Raw genomic sequence first — 26,081 nt, 5'->3', positions numbered from 1 at the left:
AGTTGCTGCATGCTGTCGACTGGAGCCGCCATAGGATGTATTCCTTTTCCGGTTATGCCTCTGGGAAGCGGATGACGCGTCGGCTGAAGCCATGCGCACCGGGCTATGATGCTTCCCATGCGGGGTTGAGTGGCGCGCCCTTAGCGTACTGCCGTTCGCGCGGCAACCCCGACATGGAACACGGTTTGTTCTTGACGTCGGAACATCAATAGAACATTACGGGTTCGTAAGAGGGGTGTTCGGCGATTGACCGACATTCCGATGCAGTTGGGCTGAAATAATCGCACTATGTCATTTGGTTAGGCGGAACCAAGCCGGATGTTGCGGGTTGCCGAATCGAGTGACGTTCGCGAGCATGAAGGAATGCGAACATGATGACGATCCTGAACGCCGTGATTTTCCTGGGTTCCTTCGCGGTCGCGGTGGGTGTGATCGCGTCGTCGATCGTGCCCCAGTGGCGTCGTATCGCTCATCTGGCGATGGGGAACCTCGAACGGCCGGTCGTCATGATAACCACGCCGGCGCATGCGGAGCGTCGGATCGCGGTCAGGCGCTGGGCGGCAATGCCGGTTCCTGCTCCCGTCGCGCCGTTGCGCGCGACCGCATGACCCGTCTGTAGCTGGCGATGCTGAAGGGTATGGTCAGGAGATAGCCTGCGGTTACCGCCGTGAGGGTATGCCAGGGCGCCGAGACGAGGGCCGCGCCGAGCAGGACCACACCCGCCAGCGCTTCGAACCGGATCGTCCGCCGCAGCCGCAGCGAACCCCACGAATAAGTGGCCAGACTCGACACCATCAGCGTCGCGACGAAAGCGACCCAGGGCGCGACGAGCAGCGGAGAGCGGAACAGCGGCTCTTCGGTCCAGAACCAGAGAAACATCGGCAGCATCGCACACCCTGCCCCGGCGGGTGCCGGAATGCCGGTGAGGAAGCCGGCGGATTTGTGCGGCTGCTCGGTCTCGTCGATCTTGGCGTTGAACCGGGCGAGGCGCAGGGCGCAGAACACCGCCAGAATGAGCGCCGCGATCCAGCCAAGTCTTGGCAATTGGTGCAGCGACCACAGATAGAGGATCAGCGCAGGCGCGACCCCGAACGATATGGCGTCGGAAAGCGAATCGAGTTCGGCGCCGAACCGGCTTTCCCCATGAAGCAGCCGCGCGATCCGTCCGTCGATGCCGTCGAGGACGCCGGCAACGAGGATCATCATCACCGCAAGCGGCCAATCCCCCGCGATCGCGAATCGCACGCCACTCAGCCCTGAGCACAGCGCGAGCGCGGTCACCGCATTGGGCGCCACCGCCCGCAGCGGCAGGCCGCGCGGCGCTCTGCGCGCGCGAAGCAGCCGGGGATTGAGACTCACGCCGCCATCCCCGGGTTGAGTTGCCTTGGCAGACCGGAACGCTCGCGACTATTGCGTCCTCCTGCGCACGCAGGAACCCGGGGCCACCAGCGATGCACTCCGCCATCCTGGGCTCCTGCGTGCGCAGGAGAACGGGTGGTAGTCATCGTTTCCATCTGATCGCCGGTCCGTCGCAGGTGCTGGTCGCTGCGGATACTGTGGCCTGATCTTAGCGGGGTCCAGATCGCTGCCATGATCGCGCCCTGCGATCCGCGCCCCGCAGTCTGACCAGGCGGGCGCATCACTGCGCCACGCCGGTGACCGACATGCCGCCGACACGGCCGATGACGGTCTCGCCCGCGATGCTGCGCTGGCCCAGCGTTACCTGCGGCGCGCAGTCGTCGGGCAGGTAGACGTCCACCCGGCTACCGAAGCGGATCAGGCCGATACGCTGCCCCGCGACCACCATGTCGCCGGGCTTGACGAAGCCCAGGATGCGCCGCGCGACCAGCCCTGCGATCTGAGTGAAGCCGATCCGCCGCCCGTCGCGCCCCTCGACGACGAAATGCTGGCGCTCGTTCTCGTCGGAAGCCTTGTCGAGATCGGCATTGAGGAACTTGCCCGATATATAGACCACCTGGCGGATGGTGCCGGTGATCGGCGTGCGGTTGATGTGCACATCGAACACCGACATGAAGATCGACACGCGCACCAGCGGCGCATCGCCCAGATCGCCGGCCAGTTCGCGCGGCACGGGCACGCGCTGGATCATCGTTACCAGCCCGTCGGCCGGCGCGACGATCAGCCCCTCCCCCCGCGGCGTGGTCCGCACCGGATCGCGGAAGAACGCCGCTACCCAGATCGTCAGGCCGACGAAGGGCCAGAAGAGGACGTTAGTGAGGAGCGTCGCCAGCAGGGTCAGTCCCCCGGCGATCGCGACGTATTTGTGGCCCTCGGGATGGACGGCGGGGAAGCGCCATTTGACCGTGGAGGTGACGACCGGCGGCTTTTCGAGCGATGGCATTGCAACCGTGTACCTTTCACACGACCGCATGACAACGCCGGCCGATCCCGCGCCCTGAGCCAAGCTCCGTGCAGCCGGTTGCCAGCCGCGAACTCCCCTCCTAGACGCGTGCCAAACCTCCTCCCCCTTCCAAGGATACGCGCATGGCCAAGATCAAGGTGAAGACCCCGGTCGTCGAGATCGACGGCGACGAGATGACCCGGATCATCTGGGAATGGATTCGCGAACGGCTCATCAAGCCGTATCTCGAAATCGACCTGGAATATTATGACCTGGGCGTCGAGAAGCGCGACGAAACCAACGACCAGATCACTATCGATTCGGCCAATGCGATCAAAAAATACGGCGTCGGCGTGAAATGCGCGACGATCACCCCCGACGAGCAGCGCGTCGAGGAATTCGGCCTGAAGAAGATGTGGAAGTCGCCCAACGGCACGATCCGCAACATCCTGGGCGGCGTGATCTTCCGCGAGCCGATCGTGATGCGCAACGTGCCGCGGCTGATTCCCGGCTGGACCCACCCGATCGTCGTCGGCCGCCACGCCTTCGGCGATCAGTATAAGGCCACCGATTTCAAGGTGCCGGGCGCGGGCAAGCTGACGATGAAGTGGGAGGGCAAGGACGGCCAGGTGATCGAGCACGAAGTGTTCGATTTCCCCGAGGCGGGCGTCGCCATGGGAATGTACAACCTCGACGAATCGATCACCGATTTCGCGCGCGCCAGCATGAATTACTCGCTGAACCGCAAATGGCCGCTGTATCTGAGCACCAAGAACACGATCCTGAAAGCCTATGACGGGCGCTTCAAGGATATTTTCGAGGAGGTGTTCGCCAACGAATTCAAGGATAAGTTTCAGGCAGCTGGCATCGTCTACGAGCATCGCCTGATCGACGACATGGTCGCGTCGGCCCTGAAGTGGAGCGGCGAGTTCGTCTGGGCGTGCAAGAATTACGACGGCGACGTCCAGTCGGATCAGGTGGCGCAGGGGTTCGGCTCGCTGGGGCTGATGACCTCGGTGCTGATGACCCCGGACGGCAAGACGATCGAGGCCGAGGCCGCGCACGGCACCGTCACCCGCCATTATCGCCAGCACCAGCAGGGCAAGGCGACCAGCACCAACCCGATCGCGTCGATCTTCGCGTGGACCGGCGGCCTGAAATACCGTGGCCAGTTCGACGGCACCCCCGACGTCACCCGCTTCGCCGAGACGCTGGAGCGCGTGTGCGTCGAGACGGTCGAGGGCGGCCAGATGACCAAGGATCTGGCGATCCTGATCGGCCCCGACCAGCCTTGGATGACGACCGAACAGTTCTTCGAAGCGGTGCGGGTCAATCTGGAGACGGCGATGGGCAGCTGGAGCTGAGCGGCACGCTTGGCCCCCGTGCGATCGTGCTTGGCGCCGGGATCGCCGGTTTGGCATCGGCGATCGCGCTACGCGGCGCGGGCTATCGCGTCGAATTGATCGAACAGGCGTCGGCCCTAACGACTGCGGGGGCGGCTCTATCCCTGTGGGCGAACGCCATGACAGCGCTGCGCCGGCTAGGCATTGAAGGGGTCATCGAGCGCGAAGCAGCACCGATCGCGACGCTTGGCGTCGCAGCCCGGGACGGACGCTCCCTCATGGGTCCGGTGGCGGTACAGGACGCGTGGCTTCCGACCCGCAGCCCTGCTCCAGCGGGTTCTGCTCGATGGGCTTGCTGATGACGTCGAGGTAAGGCTGGGGCTTCGGTGGAGCGCGGTCGAGCAGAACTCGGCCCAGGCGTGGGTAACGCTGGAGGACGGTACGACGAGCGCCGCAGACCTGGTGATCGATGCGAGCGGTATATGGTCGGCCTGCGCGGACTCGCTGCTCGGCACGGTAACTTCTCACCGGGGCTATGGTGGTATCCTTGCGATAAGCGATTCCGTCGGCGAACCACCGCGCGGACGGGCGCAGGAATATTGGGGAAGTGGCGAGCGCTTCGGCCTATTCGAGGTGACCGGAAATCGCCGCTACGTTTTCTACATGCGGGATGAAGTGGCTGGCACCCCTCCCCCTACCCTCGCCGAGGTCGCTCGACGCGCATGTGGCTGGGCATGCGAGATCGGTAACGCCCTTGCCGCCTGCGACGAAGCACGGTCGATACCCTTTTCGATCCACGCTCGCTCGATCCCGCGTCGCCTGGGCGACCGGCGTATACTGTGCGTTGGCGACGCCGCGCACGCGATGGAACCGAACCTGGGCCAGGGCGGCTGCCAAGGGATCGAGGATGCGGCGATACTCGGCGCAATTGCCGCCGCGAGGCCACCGCTCGACGTGCTCCCCATGTTCGAGCGCGCCCGGCTTGATCGTGTCGCATCTATCGCACGCCGGTCTGCCAGTGCCGGTCGCTTCGTGCACGGCGGCGCGGCACTGGGGGCAGTGGGGCGGGTGGCAATGGCACTGGTGCCCGACGCGGTCCACCGTCGCGTCGTGGTGAATGGCCATCGCTTCCCGGAAGCGACGCTGACACCCGCGATATAGCGGTTATAGTCCCGCGCATGGCCCTCCACCTCGACAATACCGGCTTCAGCGACACGCTGGTGATCCTGGGCGCGGCCGGCCTCGTGATTCCGGCGTTCGCGCGGTTCCGGGTCAGCCCGGTAATCGGGTTCATCCTGGTCGGCCTGCTCGTCGGCCCGGCCGGGCTGGGCGCGCTCACCGGTAGCGCGCCGTGGCTCTATTACGTCACTATCTCCGACCCTGCGTCGATCGAACCGTTCGCGGAATTCGGGATTATCCTGCTGCTGTTCTCGATCGGGCTGGAGCTGTCGTTCCGGCGGCTGTGGGGGATGCGGCGGCTGGTGTTCGGGACGGGGGCGGCGCAGTTGATCGTGTCGGCACTGCTGATCGGGGTCGCGCTGCATGCGCTGGGGCAGGAATGGGCGGGCGCGATCGGCCTGGGCTTCGCGCTCGCGCTGTCGTCGACCGCGCTGGTGCTGCCGCTGGTCGGCACCACGGGGGCGGTCGGGCGCGGGGCGTTCGCGATGCTGTTGTTCGAGGATCTGGCGCTGGTGCCGATCATCTTCGTGCTCGGCGCGCTGGCGCCGTCGGCCGCGGGCGGCGGGTGGCAGGGCGTCGCCGACGTGGCGCTTCGCGGCGGGCTGACCGTGGTCGCGATGTATCTGGCCGGCCGGGTCGTCCTCCCCCGTCTGTTCGGGCAGGCGGCGCGGACCAAAAGCCCGGAGCTGTTCCTGGCCGCATCTTTGCTGGTCGTCATCGTCGCCAGCGTCGCGACGACCGCCGCGGGGCTGTCGCCGATCGTCGGCGCGCTGCTCGCCGGCCTGTTGATCGCGGAAACCGAATATCGCTCGGAAGTGGAGGTGATGACCGCACCGTTCCAGGGGCTGGCGCTGGGAGTCTTCCTCATCAGCGTCGGCATGAGCGTGGACCTGCGGCTGATTGCGGCGAACTGGCTGGCGCTGATCGCCGCGGTGGCGGGCGTGGTCGCGGTGAAGGCATTGGTGACCTATCTGCTGCTGCGCGTTGCCAACACGCGGCGCGGGGTGGCGGCGGAGACGGGGGTGCTGATGGGCAGCCCGTCGGAGACCACGCTGATCGTGCTGGCAGCGGCGGCACAGGCGCAGCTGATCCTGCCGTCGACCGCGTCGTTCTGGCAGACCGTCACCGCGATCGGGCTGACGATCACGCCGCTCCTCGCCAAGCTGGGACGCAATGCGTCACGGCGAATCGAACGCGGCGGGGTGCCGGTGGAAATCGACGTGCCCGCGGATGGGCCTGGCACGGTCGTCATCGGTTTTGGCCGCGTCGGACGGATGGTCGTCGACATGCTGACCATCCACGGCCAGCGTTATATCGCGGTGGAGGCGGATATCGATGCGGTGGCTTCCGCGCGCCGCGGCGGCTACCGCATCGTCTTCGGCGACATCGCGCGCGGCGGACTGGTCGAGCGTCTGCGGCTGGTCGATGCAAGGGCGCTGATCCTGACGATGGACGATCCGGTGCTGACCGTGCAGCTCACCCGCCGGATGCGGGCGGTGGCGCCGGACCTGCTGATCGTGGCGCGCGCGCGCGACGCCGCGCATGCCGCCGAACTCTATCGTGCAGGCGCGACCGAGGCGGTGCCGGAGACGCTGGAAAGTTCGCTGCAACTGTCCGAGACCGTGCTGGTCGATCTCGGCGTCGCGATGGGGCCGGTGATCGCATCGATCCACGAAAAGCGCGACGAATTGCGCCAGACGATCCGGCGTGAGGCCAAGCTGGATCGCGAACCCCGCATCCGGCGGGTGCGGCGCAAGGGCGAGACGGCGTAGGGTTGGTGTACTTCGGACCGCCCTCCGGTCGCCGAGCCTCAGCCCCCGAACTGGCCGAGCGGCAGGACGCGTTCGGCCAACTTTTGTGCGGCCTTGCGGTCCCCCCGGCGCAGCGGCACGAGTACCGCCACCGCCGCGCGCTGCACAAGCCGGTCGATCGCGGTCGGCGTCGATCCGCGAACCGCGGCCTCGGTGAGCTGGATGGCGCGCGGGTCGCCCGGATCGAGTTCGAGCCGCAATAGTCCGGCCAGGCCGAGGAACATCGCCCGATCTCCGCCGAGTGCGACGGCGCGATCGAGCGCGGTCAGGCCAATCCCCTTCTGCGCACCGACCGCGATTCGCGATGCGATGCCGCCGAACTTGGCGACCAGCCCGACGTGCCATGCGCCCAAGGCGACCTGCGCCTCGGGGTTGCGGGGAAAGCGGGCGACAAGGGCTTCGAACATCTTGCGCGTGGCGATCGCCTCGCCGCGATTGCCGGTCAACTTGGCACGATACCCCCGCGCGGTCGCCTGAACCAGGAGCGCGTCCTGATCGTTCGGCGCATGGCCGATCCTGGCGGACGCGCCTTCATGGGCACGCTCGATCCGGGCGATAGCCTGTGCCTTGTCGCGATCGTTGAAGGCGGCGTTGACCAGCATCTCCCGCGGACTCTCCGCGGCCAACGGCACCGCCCACGCCGCCGCGACCATCGTCAACATCCGGACCCACGTCGGTCGCATCGCTACGCCTTCACCACGAGGCACCGGCCGGCCTCTGCCGACGGATGCCCGATCGTCGCGACGCCGGCAAAGACTTTTCGCCGCAACCTCAATTCGATGCGGGCAAATCCGCCAAAGCCGCACGGACCGCATCGACGGCTTCGGCCGCCTTCGCGCCGTCCGGCCCCCCGCCCTGGGCCATGTCCGGGCGACCGCCCCCGCCCTGCCCGCCAAGCGCCGCCACCGCGATCTTCAGCAATGCGACCGCATTATGGGTAGCGACCAGGTCCGCGGTCACCCCTACCGCGACGGAGGCACGGCCGTCGTTGACCGCGACGAGCATCGCCACGCCCGACCCAATCCGCTGCCTGGCTTCATCGACGGCGCCGCGCAGGCCCTTGGCGTCGAAGCCGTCGAGTACCTGGCCGGTGAAGGCGATGCCGCCTATCTGTTCGGGGCCAGCGGGGCCGCCCGCGGTGCCCGCACCGCTGCCTGCCAGAGCGAGCGACTTCTTCGCTTCGGCCAGTTCACGCTCAAGCCGGCGGCGGTCCTCGACAAGCGCGGCCACGCGCGCCGGGACGTCGTCGGGCGCGGATTTGAGGGTCGCTGCGGCCTCGCGCAACTTGTCGTCGCGCGCGGTCAGGTACGCGCGCGCGGCCTCCCCGGTCAGCGCCTCGACGCGGCGGATCCCTGAGGATACCGCCCCTTCGCCGACGACCTTGAACACGCCGATGTCGCCGAGTGCGGTGACATGGGTGCCGCCGCACAATTCGATCGAATAGGTGCCGTCGTCGTCCTCGCCCATCGAGACGACGCGGACTTCGTCGCCGTATTTCTCGCCGAACAACGCCATCGCTCCCATCGCGATCGCATCGTCGGGGGTCATCAATCGCGTGACGACGCTGCCGTTGCCACGCACCTGCGCGTTCACCGCGGCTTCCACCTCGGCGATGTCGGCGGGGCCGAGCGCGACCGGCTGCGAGAAGTCGAAGCGCAATCGTTCGGGCGCGACTAGCGAGCCCTTTTGCGCGACATGGGTGCCGAGGCGCTGGCGCAGCGCCTCGTGCAGGAGGTGGGTCGCGGAGTGGTTAGCGCGGATGCGCGCGCGGCGGGCGACGTCGATGCTCAGCTTCACGCTGTCGCCGACCTTGATGCTGCCGGCCTCGATCATCGCATGATGCACGAAGATGCGCCCCAATTGCTTCGACGTATCGGTAACGATTGCGCGCAAACCGCTGTCATTGAAAACATTTCCTGCATCGCCAACCTGGCCGCCGCTCTCACCGTAGAACGGCGTCTGGTTCACGACGACCGCGACCGTATCGCCGGTGGTCGCATGATCGACGCGGGCGCCATCGCGGACCAGCGCGACGACCTCGCCCTCCCCGGTATCGGAGGCATAGCCCAGAAATTCGGTGCTGCCCGATTCCTCGGCGATGTCGAACCACAGATCGTCCGAAGCCTTGGCGCCCGAACCCTTCCAGGCGGCGCGCGCTGCGCGCTTCTGCTCGGCCATCGCAGTGTCGAAGCCGGCGCGATCGACCGCCAGACCCTGCGCGCGCAGCGCGTCCTCGGTTAGATCATAAGGGAAGCCGAAGGTGTCGTAGAGCTTGAACGCGGTCTCGCCCGCCAGCGTGCCTCCAGCGGCCATGCCCGCAGTCGCTTCGTCGAGCAGCTTGAGGCCGCGGTCGAGGGTCTGGCGAAAGCGGGTTTCCTCCTGCGCGAGCGTCGCCTCGATCAGCGGCTGCGCGCGGACGAGTTCGGGATAGGCCGCGCCCATTTCGGCGACCAGCGCGGGGACGAGCCGGTGCATCAGCGGCTCCTTGGCGCCGAGCAGATGCGCGTGGCGCATGGCGCGGCGCATGATCCGGCGCAGCACGTAGCCGCGGCCTTCGTTGGCGGGCAGCACGCCATCGGCGACCAGGAAGCCCGCGGTGCGCAGGTGGTCGGCGATGACGCGGTGGCTCGCCTGGGTATCGCCTGTGGTGGCGGTATGGGTCAGCGCGCCCGAAGCGGCGATCAGCGCCTTGAACGTGTCGGTATCATAATTGTCGTGGACGCCCTGCATCACCGCGGCAATCCGCTCCAGCCCCATGCCGGTGTCGATCGATTTGCTGGGAAGTTCGCCGGTTATCTCATTGGCTTCTTGCTCATATTGCATGAACACCAGGTTCCAGATCTCGACGAAACGGTCGCCATCCTCGTCGGGCGATCCGGGGGGGCCGCCGGGGATGTGATCGCCGTGATCGAAGAAGATTTCCGAACACGGCCCGCACGGCCCGCTGTCGCCCATCGCCCAAAAATTGTCCTTGGTCGGGATGCAGATGATCCGGTGTTCGGGCAGGCCGGCTATCTTGCGCCACAGATCGAACGCCTCGTCATCGGTGTGATAGACGGTCGCGGTCAGCTTGTCGGCGGGCAGGCCCCATTCGCGGGTCAGCAGGGTCCAGGCGTGGGTGATCGCCTGTTCCTTGAAATAATCGCCGAACGAGAAATTGCCGAGCATTTCGAAGAACGTGTGATGGCGCGCGGTATAGCCGACGTTATCGAGATCGTTGTGCTTGCCCCCCGCTCGCACGCACTTCTGGCTGGAGGTGGCAGTGATGTAGGGCCGCGTTTCCAGGCCGGTGAAGACGTTCTTGAACGGCACCATCCCCGCATTGACGAACATCAGCGTCGGATCGTTCTGCGGCACCAGCGGCGCGGACGGCACGATCTTGTGCCCTGCGTTGCCGAAATAATCGAGGAAGCCGCGGCGGATGTCGTTGGTGGAGGTCATGGACGCGGGCTTAGTGGAGTGCGGGGGCGGCCTCAAGACACACTTCCCCTCTCCCTCCGGGAGAGGGGCAAGCTCGCGCAGCGAGCGCGGGGTGAGGACGGGTGCGATGAGGCGGGAAGTTTTCCTGCCCTCACCCTTCCGCCGCCCTTGGCGGCTCCCGCCCTCTCCGGGAGGGAGAGGGAATTTCACACCGGCGATTCCATCGACACCAGCGGTTCACTGAACCACTTAGGCCCCGCGTCTGTCATGTGGAAGCAATCCTCCAGCCGCACCCCGAACCTGCCCGGCAGATAGAGCCCTGGTTCGTCGGAAAAGCACATGCCCGGCGCCAGCCGCATCGCTTCGCCGTGGACGAGGTTGACGGGTTCGTGGCCGTCCATGCCGATGCCGTGGCCGGTGCGATGCGGCAAGCCGGGGCGCTTGTAGCCGGGGCCGTAGCCTAGGGATCCGTACAGACGCCGGACAGCATCGTCGACCGCACCCGCCGGCGTGCCGACCTGCGCGGTGGCGAAGGCGAGTTGCTGGCCGCTAGCGACCTGGTCCCAAACCCTGTGCTGCTCGGCGGTTGCCTTCCCGTGGACCCAGGTGCGCGAGACGTCGGACTGGTAGCCGCCGACTGAGCAGCCGCAGTCCATCAGCACGACCTGGCCATCCGCCACCCGGTGGACGGTGCGGCTGCCGTGCGGATAGGCCGATGCCTCCCCGATCAGAGCGAGCGCGAATTCGGGATCGCCGCCGAGTCTGGCGGTCGCCGCGTTCATCAGCGCGCCGATCTGCGCCCCGGTCATTCCCGCCTCGACCCGAGCGTACGTCCAGCGATAGGCGGCGATCGTCACGTCGGTCGCGGCCTGCATCAATGCGATCTCGGCCGGCGATTTCCGCATCCGGCACCCGCGCACCACCGGGTCGGCGAGCACGAACGTCGCGCCGGTCAGCGCCTTCAGCCCGTCCGCCACGAAGAAGCGCGCGGTTTCCTCGATGCCGATCACACCCTTGTCGAGCTTGGCGGCGACGAGCCACTCGGTGATGCGCCGGATCGGATCCTCGTCCTCCTGCCAGACGCGCACCTCGGCGGGGATGGCAAGCGTCTCGCGGATCGAGGGTTCCTCGAAATAGGGCGTCACGATAAGCGGCTCGCCCTCCACCGGGATCACCGCCGCGGTCAGCCGCTCGCTGCGGCCCCAGCGGATGCCGGTGAAATAGGTGAGCGACGCGCCCGGCTCGACGACGACCGCGCGCATGCCGAGGCTCCGCATCAGCGATTGCGCACGCGCCAGCCGCGCGGCTCGCTCCGCCACGCCGATCGGGGCGATATCGCGGGTGATGTCGGAAAGCGCCGACAGGTCCGGCTCGGCCGCGCGCACGACGCTCGCCACGCTCAGCAAGGGGACGGCGGCAAGGAGCGTTCGGCGGGTCAGCGTCATCGCCGAACGATAGGGCGCTTGACCCGGCGGCCGCAATCCCGTCCTCTACAGCGGTATCCAAAGGGGACAGCATGAAGTCGCGGCTTACCTATTATATCTTGGCGGGCCTGGTGGCCGGGCTGGTGCTCGGGCTGGGGCTGCACTGGTCGATCGACGATGGTACGCCCGCGTCCGCCGCGCAGTTGACGTCGATCGCCGGGTATCTCTCGATCGTCACGCAGCTGTTCCTGCGGCTGATCAAGATGATTATCGCGCCGCTGGTGTTCTCGACGCTGGTCGTCGGCATCGCGCACATGGGCGATACCTCGGCGCTGGGGCGCGTGGGCCTGCGCAGCCTGTTGTGGTTCGTGGCCGCCAGCCTGCTGTCGCTGACCTTGGGCATGATCCTGGTCAACCTGCTCCAGCCCGGCGTCGGCCTGGCGCTGGCGATCCCCCCGGCTACCGCTGCGAGTGGCGTGGATGCGGGCGCGTTCGATCTCGCGAAGTTCATCAGCCACATCGTCCCTGCCTCGATGATCGATGCGATGGCGACCAACGAGATCTTGCAGATCGTCGTCTTCTCGATCTTCGTCGGCGTCGCGATCACCGCGGTAGGCGAGAAGGCCGCGCCGCTGGTCCGCGCGACCGAGGCGCTGGTCGCGGTCATGCTGCAGATCACCAATTACGTCATGCGTTTCGCCCCCTTCGCGGTGTTCGCCGCGGTCGCTTCGACGCTGGCGGAGCGCGGGCCCGGGATCATCGGCGATCTCGGCTGGTTCATGGTGACCTTCTACATCGGGCTGTTGCTGCTGTGGGCGGTTCTGATCGGCATCGCCTTCCTGCTGATCGGCCCAAGGACGCGGCATCTAGTGCGTTATATCCGCGATCCGCTGATCCTGGCGTTCTCGGCCGCCTCGTCGGAAGCCGCGTATCCGCGCACGCTGGAGGCGCTCGACCGGTTCGGCGTGCCGCCGCGGATCGCCAGCTTCGTGCTGCCGCTGGGCTATTCGTTCAATCTGGACGGGTCGATGATGTACATGACGTTCGCGTCGCTCTTCATCGCGCAAGCGTATGGCATCGACCTGTCGATCGGGCAGCAGATCACGATGCTGCTGGTGCTGATGGTGACGTCCAAGGGGATCGCGGGCGTGCCGCGCGCGTCGCTGGTCGTGATCGCCGGCACGCTGGCGATGTTCAAGATCCCGGAGGCCGGGCTGCTGCTGATCCTGGCGGTTGACCATTTCCTCGATATGGGGCGATCGGCCACCAACGTGATCGGCAACGCCATCGCGGCGTCGGTGATCGCCAAATGGGAGGGCGGGCTGGACCCGCGCGATCCCGACAATCTCGACGCCGCGGTGGTCACCTACCCTCAGGCGTAGGCATAGGGTCCGCCCTTGGCGAGCGCAGCCTGATAGGCGGGCAGCGCATGGACCTTAGCGAGCCAGGCGATCGTCGCGGGGCGCGAGGCGTTCAGTCCGCCGCGCGACCGCGCCGCCTCCAGCGGAAAGCTCATCATGATATCCGCCGCGGTCATCGCGTCGCCCGCGAACCACGGCCGCTGCGCGAGTTCGGACTCGACGTAATTGAGGTGGACTTCGATCATCGGCTGGATACGCTTTATCGCGCGCTTGCCCATGATCGGGATGCGCGCCAACACCAGCTTGAGGAGCAGCGGCGGCATCATCGACCCTTCGGCGTAATGCAGCCAGAAGCGATAGCGCAGCGCCGAGTCGCGGTGTGCGGGCGCGCCGAGCCGCCCATCCGCCTTCTCGACCAGATATTCGACGATCGCGCCCGTTTCCGCGATCACCCGGCCGTCGTCCTCGATCAGCGGCGACTTGCCGAGCGGATGGACGCGCTTGAGCTCGGGCGGGGCGAGCATCGTCGCCTTGTTCCGCTCATAGCGCTTGATCTCATAGGGCAGGCCCAGCTCCTCCAGCATCCAGAGGATACGCTGCGACCGGCTGTTTTCGAGGTGATGGACGACGATCATAAGGCACTCCCTGGCTTCGTCGCGGACCATATCCATGCTGCGGCCGGAAAATCCACTGCGCCGTCGTTCAGGCGGCGCGCGCAGGCCGCCTCGATCCCGCGTTCCATGCCTGCACGCGCGCTTATGGGTGCGTCGCGCAGCAGTCCGGCGACCGAGCCGATGCGGTGGAAGAACGCTACTGCATCGGCGACGGCAGCGGCGCCTTCGCCGGCGCGGTAGCCGAAATCGACACGGGCGGGTGGCGCCGCCTGCCAGCCTGCGGCCGTCAGCATCGCGGCAACCCGCATCGGATCGGCGAAGGCGAACGGGCCGGGGTCGTCGCCTGCGGGCGCGTCGCCATCCCGGCCGAGCGCATCGAGCAGGTCGGCGGCAAAGCGGTTCGCTCGGCGTTCGGCGAAGCAGGAGAAGACCAGCGCGGCGCCCGGTGCAGCGGCGCGCGCAAGACGGGCGAAGGCGGCTTCGGGATCGTCGAAGAACATCACGCCATGGCGCGAGACGTAAAGGTCGACCGGGGTCGCGGCGGCGGCGGTCGCATCGCAGACGACGAAGCGCAGGTTGGGGAGCGGCGGTCGGCTGCGCGCCACGGCGATCAATCCTTCGGACAGATCGGCACCGATCACGTCGGCGTCCCCGCGCGCGGTAGCCAGAGCATGCGCCGTCGCGCCTGCGCCGCAGCCGATGTCGAGCGCGCGAAACGCGTGGCTGGGCGCGGCGGCGAGGATCGCGGCATCCAGATGCGGGGTCAGCGCCGCAAAGCTGCGGTCGGTGCGCTGCCACTCCTGCGCCCAGACATCGCCGATCCGCCCCGTCCAGTCTGCCGCCTGCGTCATGGCGTCACCCTAAACGATTTGGCTGGACGTGATAGCGGATGGTTGCGGCGCGCGGGCGGGGTGGCTAGGCGCTTGCGCGATGCGTTCGGCCCCGTTCCCCGCACTGCGCCGGCCCCGCACCCCTGCGTCGCGCCGTGCGATGTCCTTCGGTCTGGCCGTCGGCGCGCACATCCTCATCATCTTCCTGCTGTTGAGGCTGGCCCCCTCCCCGCCGGTGCGCGTCGTGGACGATGCGCCCACCACCTTCACCCTGTCGCACGAACCGCCTGCGACGCGCGAGGCGGCGCCCCGTGCCCAAGCGATCGCCAAGGTCGCGCGCAGCACCGCCAGCGCGGCCCCCCGCGCCGCTACGCGCGACACGCCGGCAGCGCCCGCCGTGACCCCGCCCCCGCCGCCGATGCTGCTTCCCGGCGGCATGGAATTGTTCGAGGCTGCCGACATCGGCAAACTGGGCGGCGATGCGGGCGAGCGCGGCGGCGGCGAATCGGAGGGCAGCGGCGACAGCGTCGCGGCTTATGGTCCGGGCCAGGGACCAGGCGGGCAGCGGCTGTTCAACGCCGAATGGTATCGCGAACCCAGCCGCACCGAACTGGCGGGCTATCTACCCGCAGGCGCCCCGCCGGGCAGCTGGGCATTGATCGCGTGCAAGACGATCGAAGACTATCACGTCGAGAATTGTCGGTCGCTGGGGGAAAGCCCCGTCGGCTCCGGCCTGGCCCGCGCCATGCGCCAGGCCGCCTGGCAATTCCGCGTCCGCCCGCCGCGCGTGGGCGGCAAGGTGCTGATCGGCGCATGGGTGCGGATACGCTTCGATTTCGACAAGGCGGGGTGAGGCGGCTGAGTGGGCGGCCGTCAGCGGCGGACCGGTGCTAAGTTCGTGGTAAATAAATTTGGTCGAAGCGCGCCGGGGATAGGTCCGCCGTCCTATTCTGAGACGATGGTCCAGATTTGGGAACGCCGCACATGAGCTTCATAACCGCATCGACCCTGGAGACCGATCAGGACGCGTCGAGCGTTGCGCCCGAGGTCGAGGGAGCCGATCTTGCGCTGCTCGATGTTCGTTGCGATGTCCTGACCAAATTGGCGGCGCAAAGTATCGGCGCGGATGATCCCGAACTGCAACAAATTCTGGCCGAACTGGTAGCCGGCGTATTCCAGACACTCGCAAACGACAGCACGAGCAGCGAAGTCTACCGGATCATACGGAGGGTTCCGGCGCAGCATGCCCAATTGGCTTGCGACCTGATGATCGCATCGTTCCTTGGGGGCACCGAAGCTGAGTTGAGTCAGTTGACGTCCTTGGCCACAGTCGTGTTTGCCGGATTCCTGACGGCCGCGGGCCGGGGGGAAGAAGCGCTCACCTTGCTGTTTGCGGTATTGCCCGACGGCCAACTTCCCGCATTCGAGGCGGCGATGTTCGCGGCGCAGTGCAACGCCTTGTCGATCAGCGGCATCCGAGATCTGTGGATGACTACGGGACCGATGCCAGCGACCGAAACGACTGCGTGCAAGATGATTGACACGCGTGAACTCAACGTCGATGCCCATCGTGCATTGGTCCGCGCTGTTGCCGAGGAGGGCCGATACGAAGAAGCCCTCAATTACCTTGGCGTCGCCCTGATGCTTCCGTTGTCCGCAGGCGAAAAGATGCCGTTAGCCGGGGAACTGGCCACGCTGTGTGTGGTCGCCTCGGCGCTTGGACGCGGCGCACTCTTTGACACGCGGCGCACGGATATGGCGTTGAAGGCAAATCCCGAAGTCACCGCGCGCGCGCTAAGCATCATGAACAAGCGCGACGCGCCGTTGGTCAGGATCGTCGACAAGGCCGTCGTCGCGACGGCAGCAAAGTTTCTGCACAGTTTCACCAACCCGCTGGATAGCGCGCGACGATCGCCCTATCCGATGCGTGACGGCAAGCCGCATGTCGATACGGTCTGGCTGGAAGTCACTAACTTCTGCAACCAGAAATGCACGTTCTGTCCGGACATGCACCGGGAGGACGACAGCCAGTGGCTTCCCCTCGCTGAAGTGAAGCGACTGATCGACGAACTCGCGGCTACCGTCAGTGTCGGATCAATGCAGCTTAATGCCTATGGCGAGCCGCTTCTGCATCCGAATATCAAGGAAATCCTGGCTTATATTCGCGCAAAGAACCTGCCGTGGCCGACGTTCTTCACCTCGCATGGACTGACGCTCGTACCCAAGAAGCTGGCCCAACTATCGCATAACTATCCCGCAGGAATCGCGATTTCGCTGCATAACGACAGCCAGGAGTCCTATGAGGCAACGCGCAGCGCCAAGATTGGCGACTATGAAACGCTCGTCGCGCGCGTGACCGCTTTGCTGCGCCAGATGGCAAACGAAGGCGCGCCTTGTCACATGCGCCTCTATCAGATGGTCGCCAACGGCAATGAGGATTGGCGAGTCGATCCGAAGGTGCGCGGCGCTTTTCCGGACACGCCCGCTCGGATGGAGAAGCATGTCCGCGCATGGGAGGCGATCGCCGCCGCCATCGCCGCGGACGCACCGCCGGCCGTTCAGGCGCGTGCTTTCGTCAATTCACCGGAGCTTATCACCGAGACGTTCTTCACGGCCGATCAGGGCGATGGTATTCACCTCAAGATACTGGATTGGCGCTCTCAGAACGGCACAATCGAGTCCGCGTTCATCTCGGCACGTCCAGTCGCGTCCTATGCAAACCTGCTGCTTGAATATCACCCGGATTGGGAGATGGAACGCCGCGTCGTCAACCGTAACACCTGCGGCTTCGTCGCATTTCCTTCGCTGGCGATATTCGCCACGCGAAAGCTCGGTATCTGCTGCCTCGATCTCAATAGTACCGGCACGTTCGGATCGCTAGACGATTACGATTCGCTGGCGGACGCACTTACCAGTCCGGAGGCGGCGCGCATGTTCGCCGAAGTCGCAAACGGCATCAGCACCTCCCCCGGCTGTCAGATCTGCCTGGGTGAGGGGCGACAGCTTTGCGCAACCGATCGCGCGATGACCGCCGGCATATTGGTTGAAATACCCGCCGAGGTCGCAGTCACTGCGACGCTTTAGCCCATCCTAACCCATGACGGGATCATGTATCCGATCGAAGACCGGGGGCAGCATCAATGCCGTCCCCGGCCCAAAGAGGTCTGCGCCGTTCGGCGGTCCGCTCAGACGTCGTCGTCCTCAGTCGCCCCCACCATCATTTCCTCGGCAACCTTTTCGGTGCGCTGGCGGATGGCGCGTTCCAGGCGGTCGGCCATATCGGGGTTTTCCTTGAGGAACGTCTTCGCGTTCTCGCGGCCCTGGCCGATGCGGACGGAATCGTAGCTGAACCAGGAGCCGGACTTCTCGACGATCCCGGCCTTCACGCCCAGATCGAGGATCTCGCCAATCTTGGAGATGCCCTCGCCATACATGATGTCGAATTCGACCTGCTTGAACGGCGGCGCGACCTTGTTCTTGACGACCTTGACGCGGGTGGCGTTGCCGGTGGTTTCCTCGCCGGTCTTGATCGCACCGGTGCGGCGGATGTCCAGGCGGACGCTGGCGTAGAATTTCAGCGCATTGCCGCCCGTCGTCGTCTCCGGATTGCCGTACATCACGCCGATCTTCATGCGCAGCTGATTGATGAAGATCACCATGCAGCGCGAGCGGCTGATCGAGCCGGTCAGCTTGCGCAAGCTCTGCGACATCAGCCGCGCCTGGAGTCCGACGTGGCTGTCGCCCATCTCGCCCTCGATCTCCGCGCGCGGCACCAGTGCGGCGACCGAATCGATGACCAGCACGTCGATCGCGTTCGAGCGGACGAGCGTGTCCACGATCTCGAGCGCCTGTTCGCCGGTATCGGGCTGGCTGACGATCAGCTCGTCGATGTTGACCCCCAGCTTCTTGGCATAGACCGGGTCGAGCGCGTGCTCGGCATCGACGAAGGCGGCGGTGCCGCCGGTCTTCTGCGCCTCGGCGATGACGTGGAGCGCCAGCGTGGTCTTGCCGGACGATTCGGGGCCATAAACCTCGATCACCCGGCCGCGCGGCAGGCCGCCGACGCCCAGCGCGATGTCCAGGCCCAGGCTGCCCGTCGATATGACTTCGACCTCCATCGACTGTTTGGAACCCAGCTTCATTGCCGACCCCTTGCCAAAGGCCCGGTCGATCTGCGCCAGCGCGGCGTCGAGCGCCTTTTGCCGGTCGGTAATCACTGCTGCTGCCACGTTGTCGATCACCTGAAGTTTAGCGGCCATGAGGAACCCCTTCGCTAGAACATGCGCGTGGCGGCGGCAACGCGTCTGTTCTCCATGTATTAGCTTTGTTCCGCTGGAACAAGTCGTGAACTCGAAATTTAGAGAAGGATTTTGTTCACGCGGAGGCGCGGAGAGGTCTAACTAGGGGGCCGCCGGGTCGCCCAGGGCAAACAGGGTGACGGAGCGCTGGAGCGCTCGAAGGTGCAAGCGCCGCAGGCACCCACCTCCTCCTTCTTCTCCGCGCCTCCGCGCCTCCGCGTGAATCAAACTTTTTTCAAACCAGCGTCGTGGCGAGCGTCCACCGACCGCGTGAACGCGCGCCTTCAGCGGCGGCGTCGCGTGCGTTCAGGCCGTCAAAAAGTGCGAAGCAGGTCGCGCCGGACCCCGACATCCGCACGAGCGTAGTACCCGGCGCCGCGTGCAGGTGGTCCAGGACGGTGCCGATCACCGGCACCAGCGCGCTTGCGGATGGCATGAGATCGTTCCGGCCCGCTGCGGCGCGCGCGAGCGGGGTGCCCTCACCGGCGATACCGCCGCGGTCCACGCCGTCCCACTGCCCGAACACCGCCGCGGTCGAGACCCCGACGCCCGGGTTGACGAGCAGCACCGGCACATCGCCAAGTGCGTCGAGCGGCGTCAGATCGTCGCCGCGCCCGGTGGCGAAAGCGGTGCGGCCGAGCAGACAGGCGGGCACGTCCGCACCGAGCCGGGCTGCGATGGCGAACAGGCGGTCGTCGCGCCGGTCGATGCCGTGCAGCCGGGCGAGCCCGCGCAAGGTCGCCGCGGCATCGGCCGATCCGCCGCCGATGCCCGAGGCGACGGGGAGGCGTTTGTCGAGGGTTATGGCGTAGGGGGTCGTGGTGGCGAAGGTTTCACGGAAGCTGTCAGCGGCGCGAGTTACCAGATTTTCCGCCCATTCGCCCTCACCCTTCCCACTCGCCTGCGGGGAGTGGGAGGGGTGAGGGTGAGGGCGACCGAGATCGGCGGCAAACGGCCCGGTGATGGCGAAGCTATCTCGTTCCGCGGGCGCAACGGTCACGATGTCCCCGTCCGCGCAGAACGCGAACAGCGTTTCCAGGTCGTGATAGCCGTCCGCGCGGCGGCGGCGGACGTGGAGCGCCAGGTTGATCTTGGCGGGGGCGGGTTCGGTGGTCATGAGGTCGGCCTTGGCAAGACGCCGCGGCAAAGCCGCGTCGTCGGTCGTCGCGGTAGCGACGCCGGCCGCGCTTGCGCGAGTCTTGCGCCGGGGCGGCGCAAGCCGCGCTGCGCGTCACATATTCGGATAGTTCGGCCCGCCGCCGCCCTCCGGCACCACCCAGTTGATGTTCTGCGTCGGATCCTTGATGTCGCACGTCTTGCAGTGGACGCAATTCTGCGCGTTGATGACGAACTTCGGGTCGCCGACGTCCTCGCCGACGATCTCGTACACCCCTGCCGGGCAGTAACGCTGCGCCGGTTCGTCGTACATCGGCAGGTCGTATTTCACCGGCACGTCCGGGTCGCGCAACGTCAGGTGGGCGGGCTGGTCCTCCTCGTGATTGGTGTTCGACAGGAACACCGACGACAGCCGGTCGAAGGTCAGCACGCCATCGGGCTTGGGATAGACCGGCGGCTTGACCAGATCCTTGCGCCACAGGCTTTCGTGGTCGGGGTGGTGCTTCATCGTGAAAGGCATCTTCACGCCGAGATGCTCCAGCCACATCGTGACGCCCGAAAGCCCCGAGCCGATGAAGTCGCCGAACTTCTTGACCAGCGGCACGACGTTGCGGACGACCGACAGCTCCTTCTTCAGCCACGACGCCTCGAACGCGGCCGGATAGGCGACCAGCTCGTCATGCGCGCGGCCGGCCTGAATCGCGGCGAAGGCGGCCTCCGCTGCCATCATCGCGGATTTCTGCGCGCCATGGGTGCCCTTGATCCGCGGCACGTTGAGGAAGCCTGCCGAACAGCCGATCAGCGCGCCGCCGGGGAACACCAGCTTCGGTATCGACTGCAACCCGCCGTCATTGATCGCGCGCGCGCCGTAGCTGACCCTTTTGCCACCGGCGAGCAGCTCGGCGACCGCGGGGTGGGTCTTCCACTTCTGCATCTCCTGGAACGGCGAGGTATAAGGGTTGGTGTAGCTCAGCCATGTCACGAAGCCGATGCTGACCTGCCCGTTCGCCTGGTGATAGATCCAGCCGCCGCCGTTGGCATCGTCGCCGAGCGGATAGCCCTGGGTATGGATCACCTTGCCCGGCTCGTGCTTGGCGGGGTCGATGTCCCACAATTCCTTGACCCCCAGGCCATAGACCTGCGGCTGTGCATCGCGCGCCAGGTCGAAGGTGCGGATGACCTCCTTGGTCAGGTGTCCGCGCACGCCTTCGGCGAAGAAGGTGTATTTGGCGTGGATTTCCAGACCCGGCGTGTAATCGCCCTTGGGGGTGCCGTCGCGCGCGACGCCCATGTCGCCGGTCGCGACGCCCTTTACCCGGCCCGCTTCGTCGAAGAGGATTTCAGCAGCGGCGAAGCCGGGGAAGATCTCGACGCCGAGTTCCTCGGCGTGCCCCGCCAGCCAGCGGCACAGATTGCCGAGCGAGCAGGTGTAGGTGCCCTTGTTGTGGAGGAACGGCGGCGTCCACAGATGCGGCAGATTGTACTTCTTCTTCGCGGTCAGCACCCAGTGATGGTTCTGCGTCACCGGCGTCTCGCCCAGCGGGCAATCGGTGTCGCGCCATTCGGGGATCAGCTCGTCCATCGCGCGCGGGTCGATCACCGCACCCGACAGGATGTGCGCGCCGACCTCGGACCCTTTTTCGAGGACACAGACCGCCAGTTCGGCACCGGCGTCGTTCGCCAATTGCTTCAGCCGGATCGCGGCCGAAAGGCCCGCCGGCCCCGCGCCGACGATCACGACATCATAAGGCATCGACTCGCGTTCGGTCATCACTTCCACTCCCGGCGACGATGGCCGTAGCGTCACCCATTTGGGCGCGCCGCGGCCACGTCCTGACTGCATAGCCGATTGAGGAAGTTGACCGAAACGTCAACTCCCGCGCATGAGAGAAGGCGATGGGGGCAGACCAGAATTTCGATTTTGCGGCGGCGACCGCCAGTGCGCTGGAATGGTGGCGTGATGCCGGCGTGGATGTGCTCGTAGAGGATTGTCCCCGGGATTGGCTGGCCCCTCCAATATCCGTGGCGCCGGCGGCTCCGATGTCCTCTCCCGCCGCGTCGACAACCGTTACGATGCCTGCCACGCTCGCTGCATTTGTGGAGTGGCGCGGCGGGGTGGACATGCCGGAGGCCGCCTGGGCGGGTGCGTCGATCGCGGCGAGCGGGCCGGACATCGCCGATCTGATGATCCTGGCCGATTGCCCCGACCGCGACGATGAGGGCACGTTGCTGAGCGGCGGCGCGCCAGGGCGGCTGTTCGGGCGGATGCTCGCCGCGGTCGGCCTCACCCGGGACGACGTTCACATCGCCGCGATCTGCTGGCGTCGGCCGACAGCGGGGCGCATCCCGCGCGAGATCGAAGCCCGTCTGGGCGACATGGCCCGGCACCATATCGGCCTCGTCGCACCTCGGCGATTGCTGCTGCTGGGCGACGGCGCGGTGCGGGCGGTACTCGGCACCCATCTCGCCGAAGCGCGCGGGCGTTTACACTTTGTTAACCATATTGGCGGCAGGGTCGCAGTCGTTGCGAGCCACCACCCGCGCTTTCTGATCGAGAAGCCGGCGTGCAAGGCGGAAAGCTGGAGCGACCTGCGGATGCTGATGCGCGATCACGCCGAAGTCGAGGGTGCCGATGTCGCGGGCGCCGGCGTGAAGACCACGGGAGAATGACCATGCGGCTTCTGATCGGGGCGGCGTTGCTGGCCCTCCCCCTGCCCGCCTATGCGGCCGAACCAGCCGGCGATGCGGGCATTGTCGCCGCCGCGCGCATTCCGGCGCAATTGGATAGCGGCCAGCGCGAATCCTATGCCGCGGTGTTCCAGGCCATCCGCGACGCGCGCTGGACCGACGCCCAGATCGGGCTGGATGCGATGAAGCCCGGCCCCCTCCACGCGATCGCCCGCGCCCAACTCTATACCGCCAAGGGATCGCCCAAGGTCGAGCCGGAGCAGATCGTCGCGCTGCTGAACGAGGCGCCCGAACTGCCCCAGGCCGAGCAACTTGCACGTCTGGCGAAAAGCCGGGGCGTGACCGAGCTGCCCCCGCTGCCCGTCGCCCGCACTTTGATCTGGCAGGACGGCGCGCCGCGCCGCTTTCGCGCAAAGACCGCCAAGAGCGACCTGATCGCTGCCGATCTCGCGATCCGGATGCAGCCGCTGGTCAAGATCGACGACGGCGCGGGCGCGCAGGCGATGCTGGAGGAGACCGAAGGACTGACGCCCGAGGCACTGACCGAATGGCAGCAGAAGGTCGCTTGGATGTACTTCCTGCAGGGCGACGACGCCCGCGCACGCGACATGGCCGGTAAGGCCGCCAACGGCGCCGGCGACTGGGCGATTCAGGCGCGCTGGACCGACGCGCTCGCCGCGTGGCGCCAGCGCGACTGCGCGAGCGCGAGCGCGGGGTTCGAAGGCGTCGCCGCGCGCGCGACCGACGTCGATCTGCGCGCCGCTGCGCTCTATTGGGCGGCGCGTGCCGACATGATGTGCGCAAGCCCGCAGAAGATCGAGGCGCGGCTGAAATCCGCCGCGCAGTTCGGCGAGAGCTTCTACGGCCAGCTTGCCCGTCAGGCGTTGGGCATGCGGCAGAAGGCTGCGCCAAAGAACCAGCTGGTCGCCAGCGACTGGGCAGCGCTCGATCGGCGTCCCAACGTCCGCGTCGCCGCCGCCCTCGTCGAGGTCGGCGAGACCGCGATGGCCGACAGCGTGGTGCGTCAGCAGGCCCGGATCGGCGCGCCGGCCGAATTCGGCAGCCTGGTGCGCCTCGCCGAATCGCTCGATCTTCCCGCGACGACCGTTTGGCTCGCGCACAATTGCCCTGCCGGCGTCACCGCCACCGTCGAGGCACGCTATCCCGCGCCGAACTGGGCGCCGGCGAGTGGCTGGCGGGTCGAAAAGGCGCTGGTCTATGCGCATACGCTGGAGGAATCGGGGTTCCGCAACAAGGCCGTCAGCCCGGCGGGAGCCTATGGCCTTATGCAGATCATGCCAGCCGCCGCGACCGATTTCGCGCGCGAACGCGGCACGACGCTGGAGAAGGACGCGTTGACCAAGCCTGCCGTCAACATGGACATCGGTCAGCGCCATCTGGAACGGCTGCGCGACAACGGCGTCACCGGCGGGCTGCTGCCCAAGGTCATCGCGGCCTATAACGCCGGCCCGAAGCCGGTCGGCGAATGGAATGCGATCATCCGCGATGGCGGCGATCCGCTGCTGTACATCGAGAGCATCCCCTATTGGGAGACTCGCGGCTACGTCACCACCGTGCTGCGCAATTACTGGATGTATGAGGGCCAAGGCGGCAAGCCGAAATCCGCCAGCCGTTCGGCACTGGCGCAGGGCATGTGGCCGCGCTTTCCCGGTTTGCCGGGCGCCGCCGCGGTGCGCATGAATGCCGCCCCGTCGGCACGCGCCACCGCGGCGCTCGGCACGTCCGCTCGCCCGGCAGCAACGGTGACGCGTGCCGATTGACGAGGCCGCGGCGTTCCTGGCGGTGCGGATCGCGGTACTGACGGTGTCCGACACGCGCAACTTGGCCGAGGATCGGTCGGGCGACACGCTGGTGGCGCGGATCGCGGCGGCGGGGCACATCCTGGCGGAACGCGCGATCATCCGTGACGACAGCGACGGCATCGTCGCGCGGCTGCATGCGTGGATCGACGATCCCGATATCGACTGTATCGTCACCACCGGGGGCACCGGCGTCACCGGCCGCGACGTCACGCCCGAGGCGGTGGAGCGCGTCGCCGACAAGATGATCCCCGGCTTCGGCGAACTCTTCCGCTGGCTCAGCTTCGCCAAGATCGGCACCTCGACGGTGCAATCGCGCGCCTGCGCCTGTGTGGCGAGGGGCACCTATATCTTCGCGCTTCCCGGATCGACGGGCGCGGTGAAGGACGGGTGGGACGGAATCCTTGCCACCCAACTCGACAGCCGCCACCGCCCCTGCAACTTCGTCGAACTTATGCCGCGGCTGACCGAACGGTAGGACATTCCTCCCCGTTCACGGGGAGGAACTTGCCGTACCGCTTCAACAATTTGGCGAATCTCCGCACCTGCGCTAGCGCGTCGCGCAACGAAGGAGAGCGTGATGGCGGGTATGGGCAGGTTCGACTGGGAAGACCCCTTCCTCCTCGACGATCAATTGACCGAAGACGAGCGGATGGTGCGCGATACCGCGCGCGGCTACGCCCGCGAGAAACTGCTGCCGCGGATCGTCGATGCCTTTCAGCACGAACATACCGATCCTTCGATATTCCGCGAGATGGGCGAACTCGGGCTGCTCGGCCCGACGATCCCGGAGGAATATGGCGGGGTCGGCGCGAGCTATGTCGCTTATGGCCTTGTCGCGCGCGAGGTCGAGGCGATCGACTCGGGCTATCGCTCGATGATGAGCGTCCAGTCCAGCCTGGTCATGTACCCGATCAACGCCTTCGGATCGGAAGAACAGAAGCGCAAATACCTGCCCAAATTGGCAACCGGCGAATATATCGGCTGCTTCGGGCTGACCGAACCCGACGCCGGGTCCGATCCCGGTGGCATGACGACGCGGGCGCGCAAGGTCGACGGCGGCTATGTCCTCTCGGGGACCAAGACCTGGATCAGCAATTCGCCGATCGCCGATGTCTTCGTGATCTGGGCGAAGTCCGATGCGCATGAGGGCGGCATTCGCGGCTTCCTGCTGGAGCGCGGGATGAAAGGGCTGGAAACCCCCAAGATCGAGGGCAAATTGTCGCTGCGCGCGTCGATCACCGGCATGGTGATGATGGACGACGTCGAGGTCGGCGAGGACGCTTTGCTGCCCGACGTGCAGGGACTGAAGGGGCCGTTCGGCTGCCTCAACCGTGCGCGTTACGGCATCGCCTGGGGCGCGATGGGCGCGGCGGAATTCTGCCTGCACGCGGCGCGGCAATATGGGCTGGACCGCAAGCAGTTCGGTACGCCGCTGGCCGGCCGGCAGCTCTATCAGAAGAAGCTGGCCGACATGGAAACCGAAATCGCGCTCGGCCTGCAAGCGGCCCTTCGCGTCGGCCGGCTGATGGACGAAGGCCGATTCGCGCCGGAGATGGTCAGCCTCATCAAACGCAACAACGTCGGCAAGGCGCTGGCCATCGCCCGCGACGCGCGCGACATGCACGGCGGCAACGGTATCTCGGGCGAATATCACGTGATGCGCCACCTGATGAACCTGGAGACGGTCAACACCTATGAAGGCGCGCATGACGTCCATGCGCTGATCCTCGGCCGAGCGATCACCGGCATCGCCGCCTTCTGAGCGGTTGCGAGCGTCGCGGCGGCGTGCGATACCTGGTCTTCTAAACGATG

The 26,081-nt window shown here is 66.6% G+C and carries 22 protein-coding genes; 12 read left to right on the top strand and 10 right to left on the bottom strand.

What is annotated here, in order from left to right; genetic code table 11:
* The first annotated feature begins 371 nt into the window (after positions 1-371).
* The gene (locus VF643_RS05105) at positions 372-608 is read left to right on the top strand and encodes a hypothetical protein (RefSeq protein WP_331042289.1); all 237 of its coding nucleotides are present in this window, start codon (positions 372-374) and stop codon (positions 606-608) included.
* Here VF643_RS05105 and VF643_RS05100 read toward each other — a convergent pair.
* Positions 547-1,359 (bottom strand): phosphatidylcholine/phosphatidylserine synthase, encoded by an 813-nt coding sequence (locus VF643_RS05100; RefSeq protein WP_331042288.1) that lies wholly within the window; start codon positions 1,357-1,359, stop codon positions 547-549. The genes VF643_RS05105 and VF643_RS05100 overlap by 62 nt on opposite strands.
* 280 nt (positions 1,360-1,639) lie before the next feature.
* Positions 1,640-2,362, bottom strand: coding sequence for a phosphatidylserine decarboxylase (locus VF643_RS05095; protein ID WP_331042287.1), 723 nt, complete (start codon positions 2,360-2,362; stop codon positions 1,640-1,642).
* Between the two features lie 143 nt (positions 2,363-2,505).
* Between VF643_RS05095 and VF643_RS05090 the strand changes: the two genes are divergently transcribed.
* From VF643_RS05090 to VF643_RS05080, 4 genes are read left to right on the top strand one after another with little or no spacing between them, the layout of a single operon-like run.
* Positions 2,506-3,726: an NADP-dependent isocitrate dehydrogenase gene (locus VF643_RS05090; RefSeq protein ID WP_331042286.1), complete on the top strand. Its 1,221-nt coding sequence runs from the start codon at positions 2,506-2,508 to the stop codon at positions 3,724-3,726.
* A 26-nt stretch (positions 3,727-3,752) separates the two neighbouring features.
* Complete coding sequence (locus VF643_RS16095) at positions 3,753-4,064, top strand: FAD-dependent oxidoreductase (protein WP_414713802.1); 312 nt, start codon at positions 3,753-3,755, stop codon at positions 4,062-4,064.
* Positions 3,952-4,866: an NAD(P)/FAD-dependent oxidoreductase gene (locus tag VF643_RS05085; RefSeq protein ID WP_331042285.1), complete on the top strand. Its 915-nt coding sequence runs from the start codon at positions 3,952-3,954 to the stop codon at positions 4,864-4,866. The genes VF643_RS16095 and VF643_RS05085 overlap by 113 nt, the downstream gene beginning before the upstream one ends.
* Positions 4,867-4,883: 17 nt before the next feature.
* Positions 4,884-6,656, top strand: coding sequence for a cation:proton antiporter (locus tag VF643_RS05080; protein ID WP_331042284.1), 1,773 nt, complete (start codon positions 4,884-4,886; stop codon positions 6,654-6,656).
* A 38-nt stretch (positions 6,657-6,694) separates the two neighbouring features.
* On the opposite strand, the gene VF643_RS05075 is transcribed toward VF643_RS05080, so the two are convergent.
* The 3 genes from VF643_RS05075 to VF643_RS05065 all read right to left on the bottom strand — a co-directional run bounded on the left by VF643_RS05075 (position 6,695) and on the right by VF643_RS05065 (position 11,560).
* Complete coding sequence (locus VF643_RS05075) at positions 6,695-7,378, bottom strand: hypothetical protein (RefSeq protein ID WP_331042283.1); 684 nt, start codon at positions 7,376-7,378, stop codon at positions 6,695-6,697.
* 88 nt (positions 7,379-7,466) lie between these two features.
* A complete protein-coding gene (alaS, locus tag VF643_RS05070) occupies positions 7,467-10,136 on the bottom strand; it encodes an alanine--tRNA ligase (protein WP_331042282.1) in 2,670 nt (889 codons plus the stop codon).
* A 185-nt stretch (positions 10,137-10,321) separates the two neighbouring features.
* Positions 10,322-11,560 carry a Xaa-Pro peptidase family protein gene (locus VF643_RS05065; RefSeq protein ID WP_331042281.1) on the bottom strand — a complete coding sequence of 413 codons (1,239 nt, stop codon included), beginning with the start codon at positions 11,558-11,560 and terminating at the stop codon, positions 10,322-10,324.
* 71 nt (positions 11,561-11,631) lie between these two features.
* Between VF643_RS05065 and VF643_RS05060 the strand changes: the two genes are divergently transcribed.
* A complete protein-coding gene (locus VF643_RS05060) occupies positions 11,632-12,921 on the top strand; it encodes a dicarboxylate/amino acid:cation symporter (RefSeq protein ID WP_331042280.1) in 1,290 nt (429 codons plus the stop codon).
* Here the strand turns inward: VF643_RS05060 and VF643_RS05055 are convergent.
* The gene (locus VF643_RS05055; protein WP_331042279.1) at positions 12,912-13,535 is read right to left on the bottom strand and encodes a glutathione S-transferase; all 624 of its coding nucleotides are present in this window, start codon (positions 13,533-13,535) and stop codon (positions 12,912-12,914) included. The two genes, VF643_RS05060 and VF643_RS05055, sit on opposite strands and share 10 nt — an antisense overlap.
* Positions 13,532-14,365 carry a class I SAM-dependent methyltransferase gene (locus VF643_RS05050; RefSeq protein ID WP_331042278.1) on the bottom strand — a complete coding sequence of 278 codons (834 nt, stop codon included), beginning with the start codon at positions 14,363-14,365 and terminating at the stop codon, positions 13,532-13,534. The genes VF643_RS05055 and VF643_RS05050 overlap by 4 nt, the downstream gene beginning before the upstream one ends.
* A gap of 79 nt (positions 14,366-14,444) precedes the next feature.
* Between VF643_RS05050 and VF643_RS05045 the strand changes: the two genes are divergently transcribed.
* Both VF643_RS05045 and VF643_RS05040 read left to right on the top strand, forming a co-directional pair.
* Positions 14,445-15,197: a hypothetical protein gene (locus VF643_RS05045; protein WP_331042277.1), complete on the top strand. Its 753-nt coding sequence runs from the start codon at positions 14,445-14,447 to the stop codon at positions 15,195-15,197.
* A gap of 131 nt (positions 15,198-15,328) precedes the next feature.
* On the top strand, positions 15,329-17,428 hold the full coding sequence (locus VF643_RS05040) for a radical SAM/SPASM domain-containing protein (RefSeq protein ID WP_331042276.1): 2,100 nt from the start codon (positions 15,329-15,331) through the stop codon (positions 17,426-17,428).
* A gap of 101 nt (positions 17,429-17,529) precedes the next feature.
* Here the strand turns inward: VF643_RS05040 and recA are convergent, their stop codons facing one another.
* From recA to VF643_RS05025, 3 genes are all read right to left on the bottom strand, one after another.
* Positions 17,530-18,603, bottom strand: a complete 1,074-nt coding sequence (gene recA / locus VF643_RS05035) for a recombinase RecA (protein WP_331042275.1) — start codon at positions 18,601-18,603, stop codon at positions 17,530-17,532.
* A 274-nt stretch (positions 18,604-18,877) separates the two neighbouring features.
* Entirely contained in the window at positions 18,878-19,759 is an 882-nt protein-coding gene (locus VF643_RS05030) for a 4-(cytidine 5'-diphospho)-2-C-methyl-D-erythritol kinase (protein WP_331042274.1), read from the bottom strand.
* Positions 19,760-19,873: 114 nt separating this feature from the next.
* Positions 19,874-21,529 (bottom strand): electron transfer flavoprotein-ubiquinone oxidoreductase, encoded by a 1,656-nt coding sequence (locus tag VF643_RS05025; protein ID WP_331042273.1) that lies wholly within the window; start codon positions 21,527-21,529, stop codon positions 19,874-19,876.
* 302 nt (positions 21,530-21,831) lie between these two features.
* On the opposite strand from VF643_RS05025, the gene VF643_RS05020 reads away from it, so the two are divergent.
* The 4 genes from VF643_RS05020 to VF643_RS05005 all read left to right on the top strand — a co-directional run bounded on the left by VF643_RS05020 (position 21,832) and on the right by VF643_RS05005 (position 26,031).
* A complete protein-coding gene (locus tag VF643_RS05020; RefSeq protein ID WP_331042272.1) occupies positions 21,832-22,428 on the top strand; it encodes a uracil-DNA glycosylase family protein in 597 nt (198 codons plus the stop codon).
* Complete coding sequence (locus VF643_RS05015) at positions 22,425-24,227, top strand: lytic transglycosylase domain-containing protein (protein WP_331042271.1); 1,803 nt, start codon at positions 22,425-22,427, stop codon at positions 24,225-24,227. Before VF643_RS05020 ends, VF643_RS05015 begins: the two co-directional genes overlap by 4 nt.
* Positions 24,217-24,744: a molybdenum cofactor biosynthesis protein B gene (gene moaB / locus VF643_RS05010; protein WP_331042270.1), complete on the top strand. Its 528-nt coding sequence runs from the start codon at positions 24,217-24,219 to the stop codon at positions 24,742-24,744. Before VF643_RS05015 ends, moaB begins: the two co-directional genes overlap by 11 nt.
* Before the next feature lie 102 nt (positions 24,745-24,846).
* Entirely contained in the window at positions 24,847-26,031 is a 1,185-nt protein-coding gene (locus tag VF643_RS05005; RefSeq protein WP_331042269.1) for an acyl-CoA dehydrogenase, read from the top strand.
* Positions 26,032-26,081 lie beyond the last annotated feature (50 nt).

The organism is Sphingomonas sp., assembly GCF_036387595.1.
GTDB lineage: Bacteria > Pseudomonadota > Alphaproteobacteria > Sphingomonadales > Sphingomonadaceae > Sphingomonas.
This window is presented reverse-complemented; position numbering and strand designations above follow the sequence as displayed.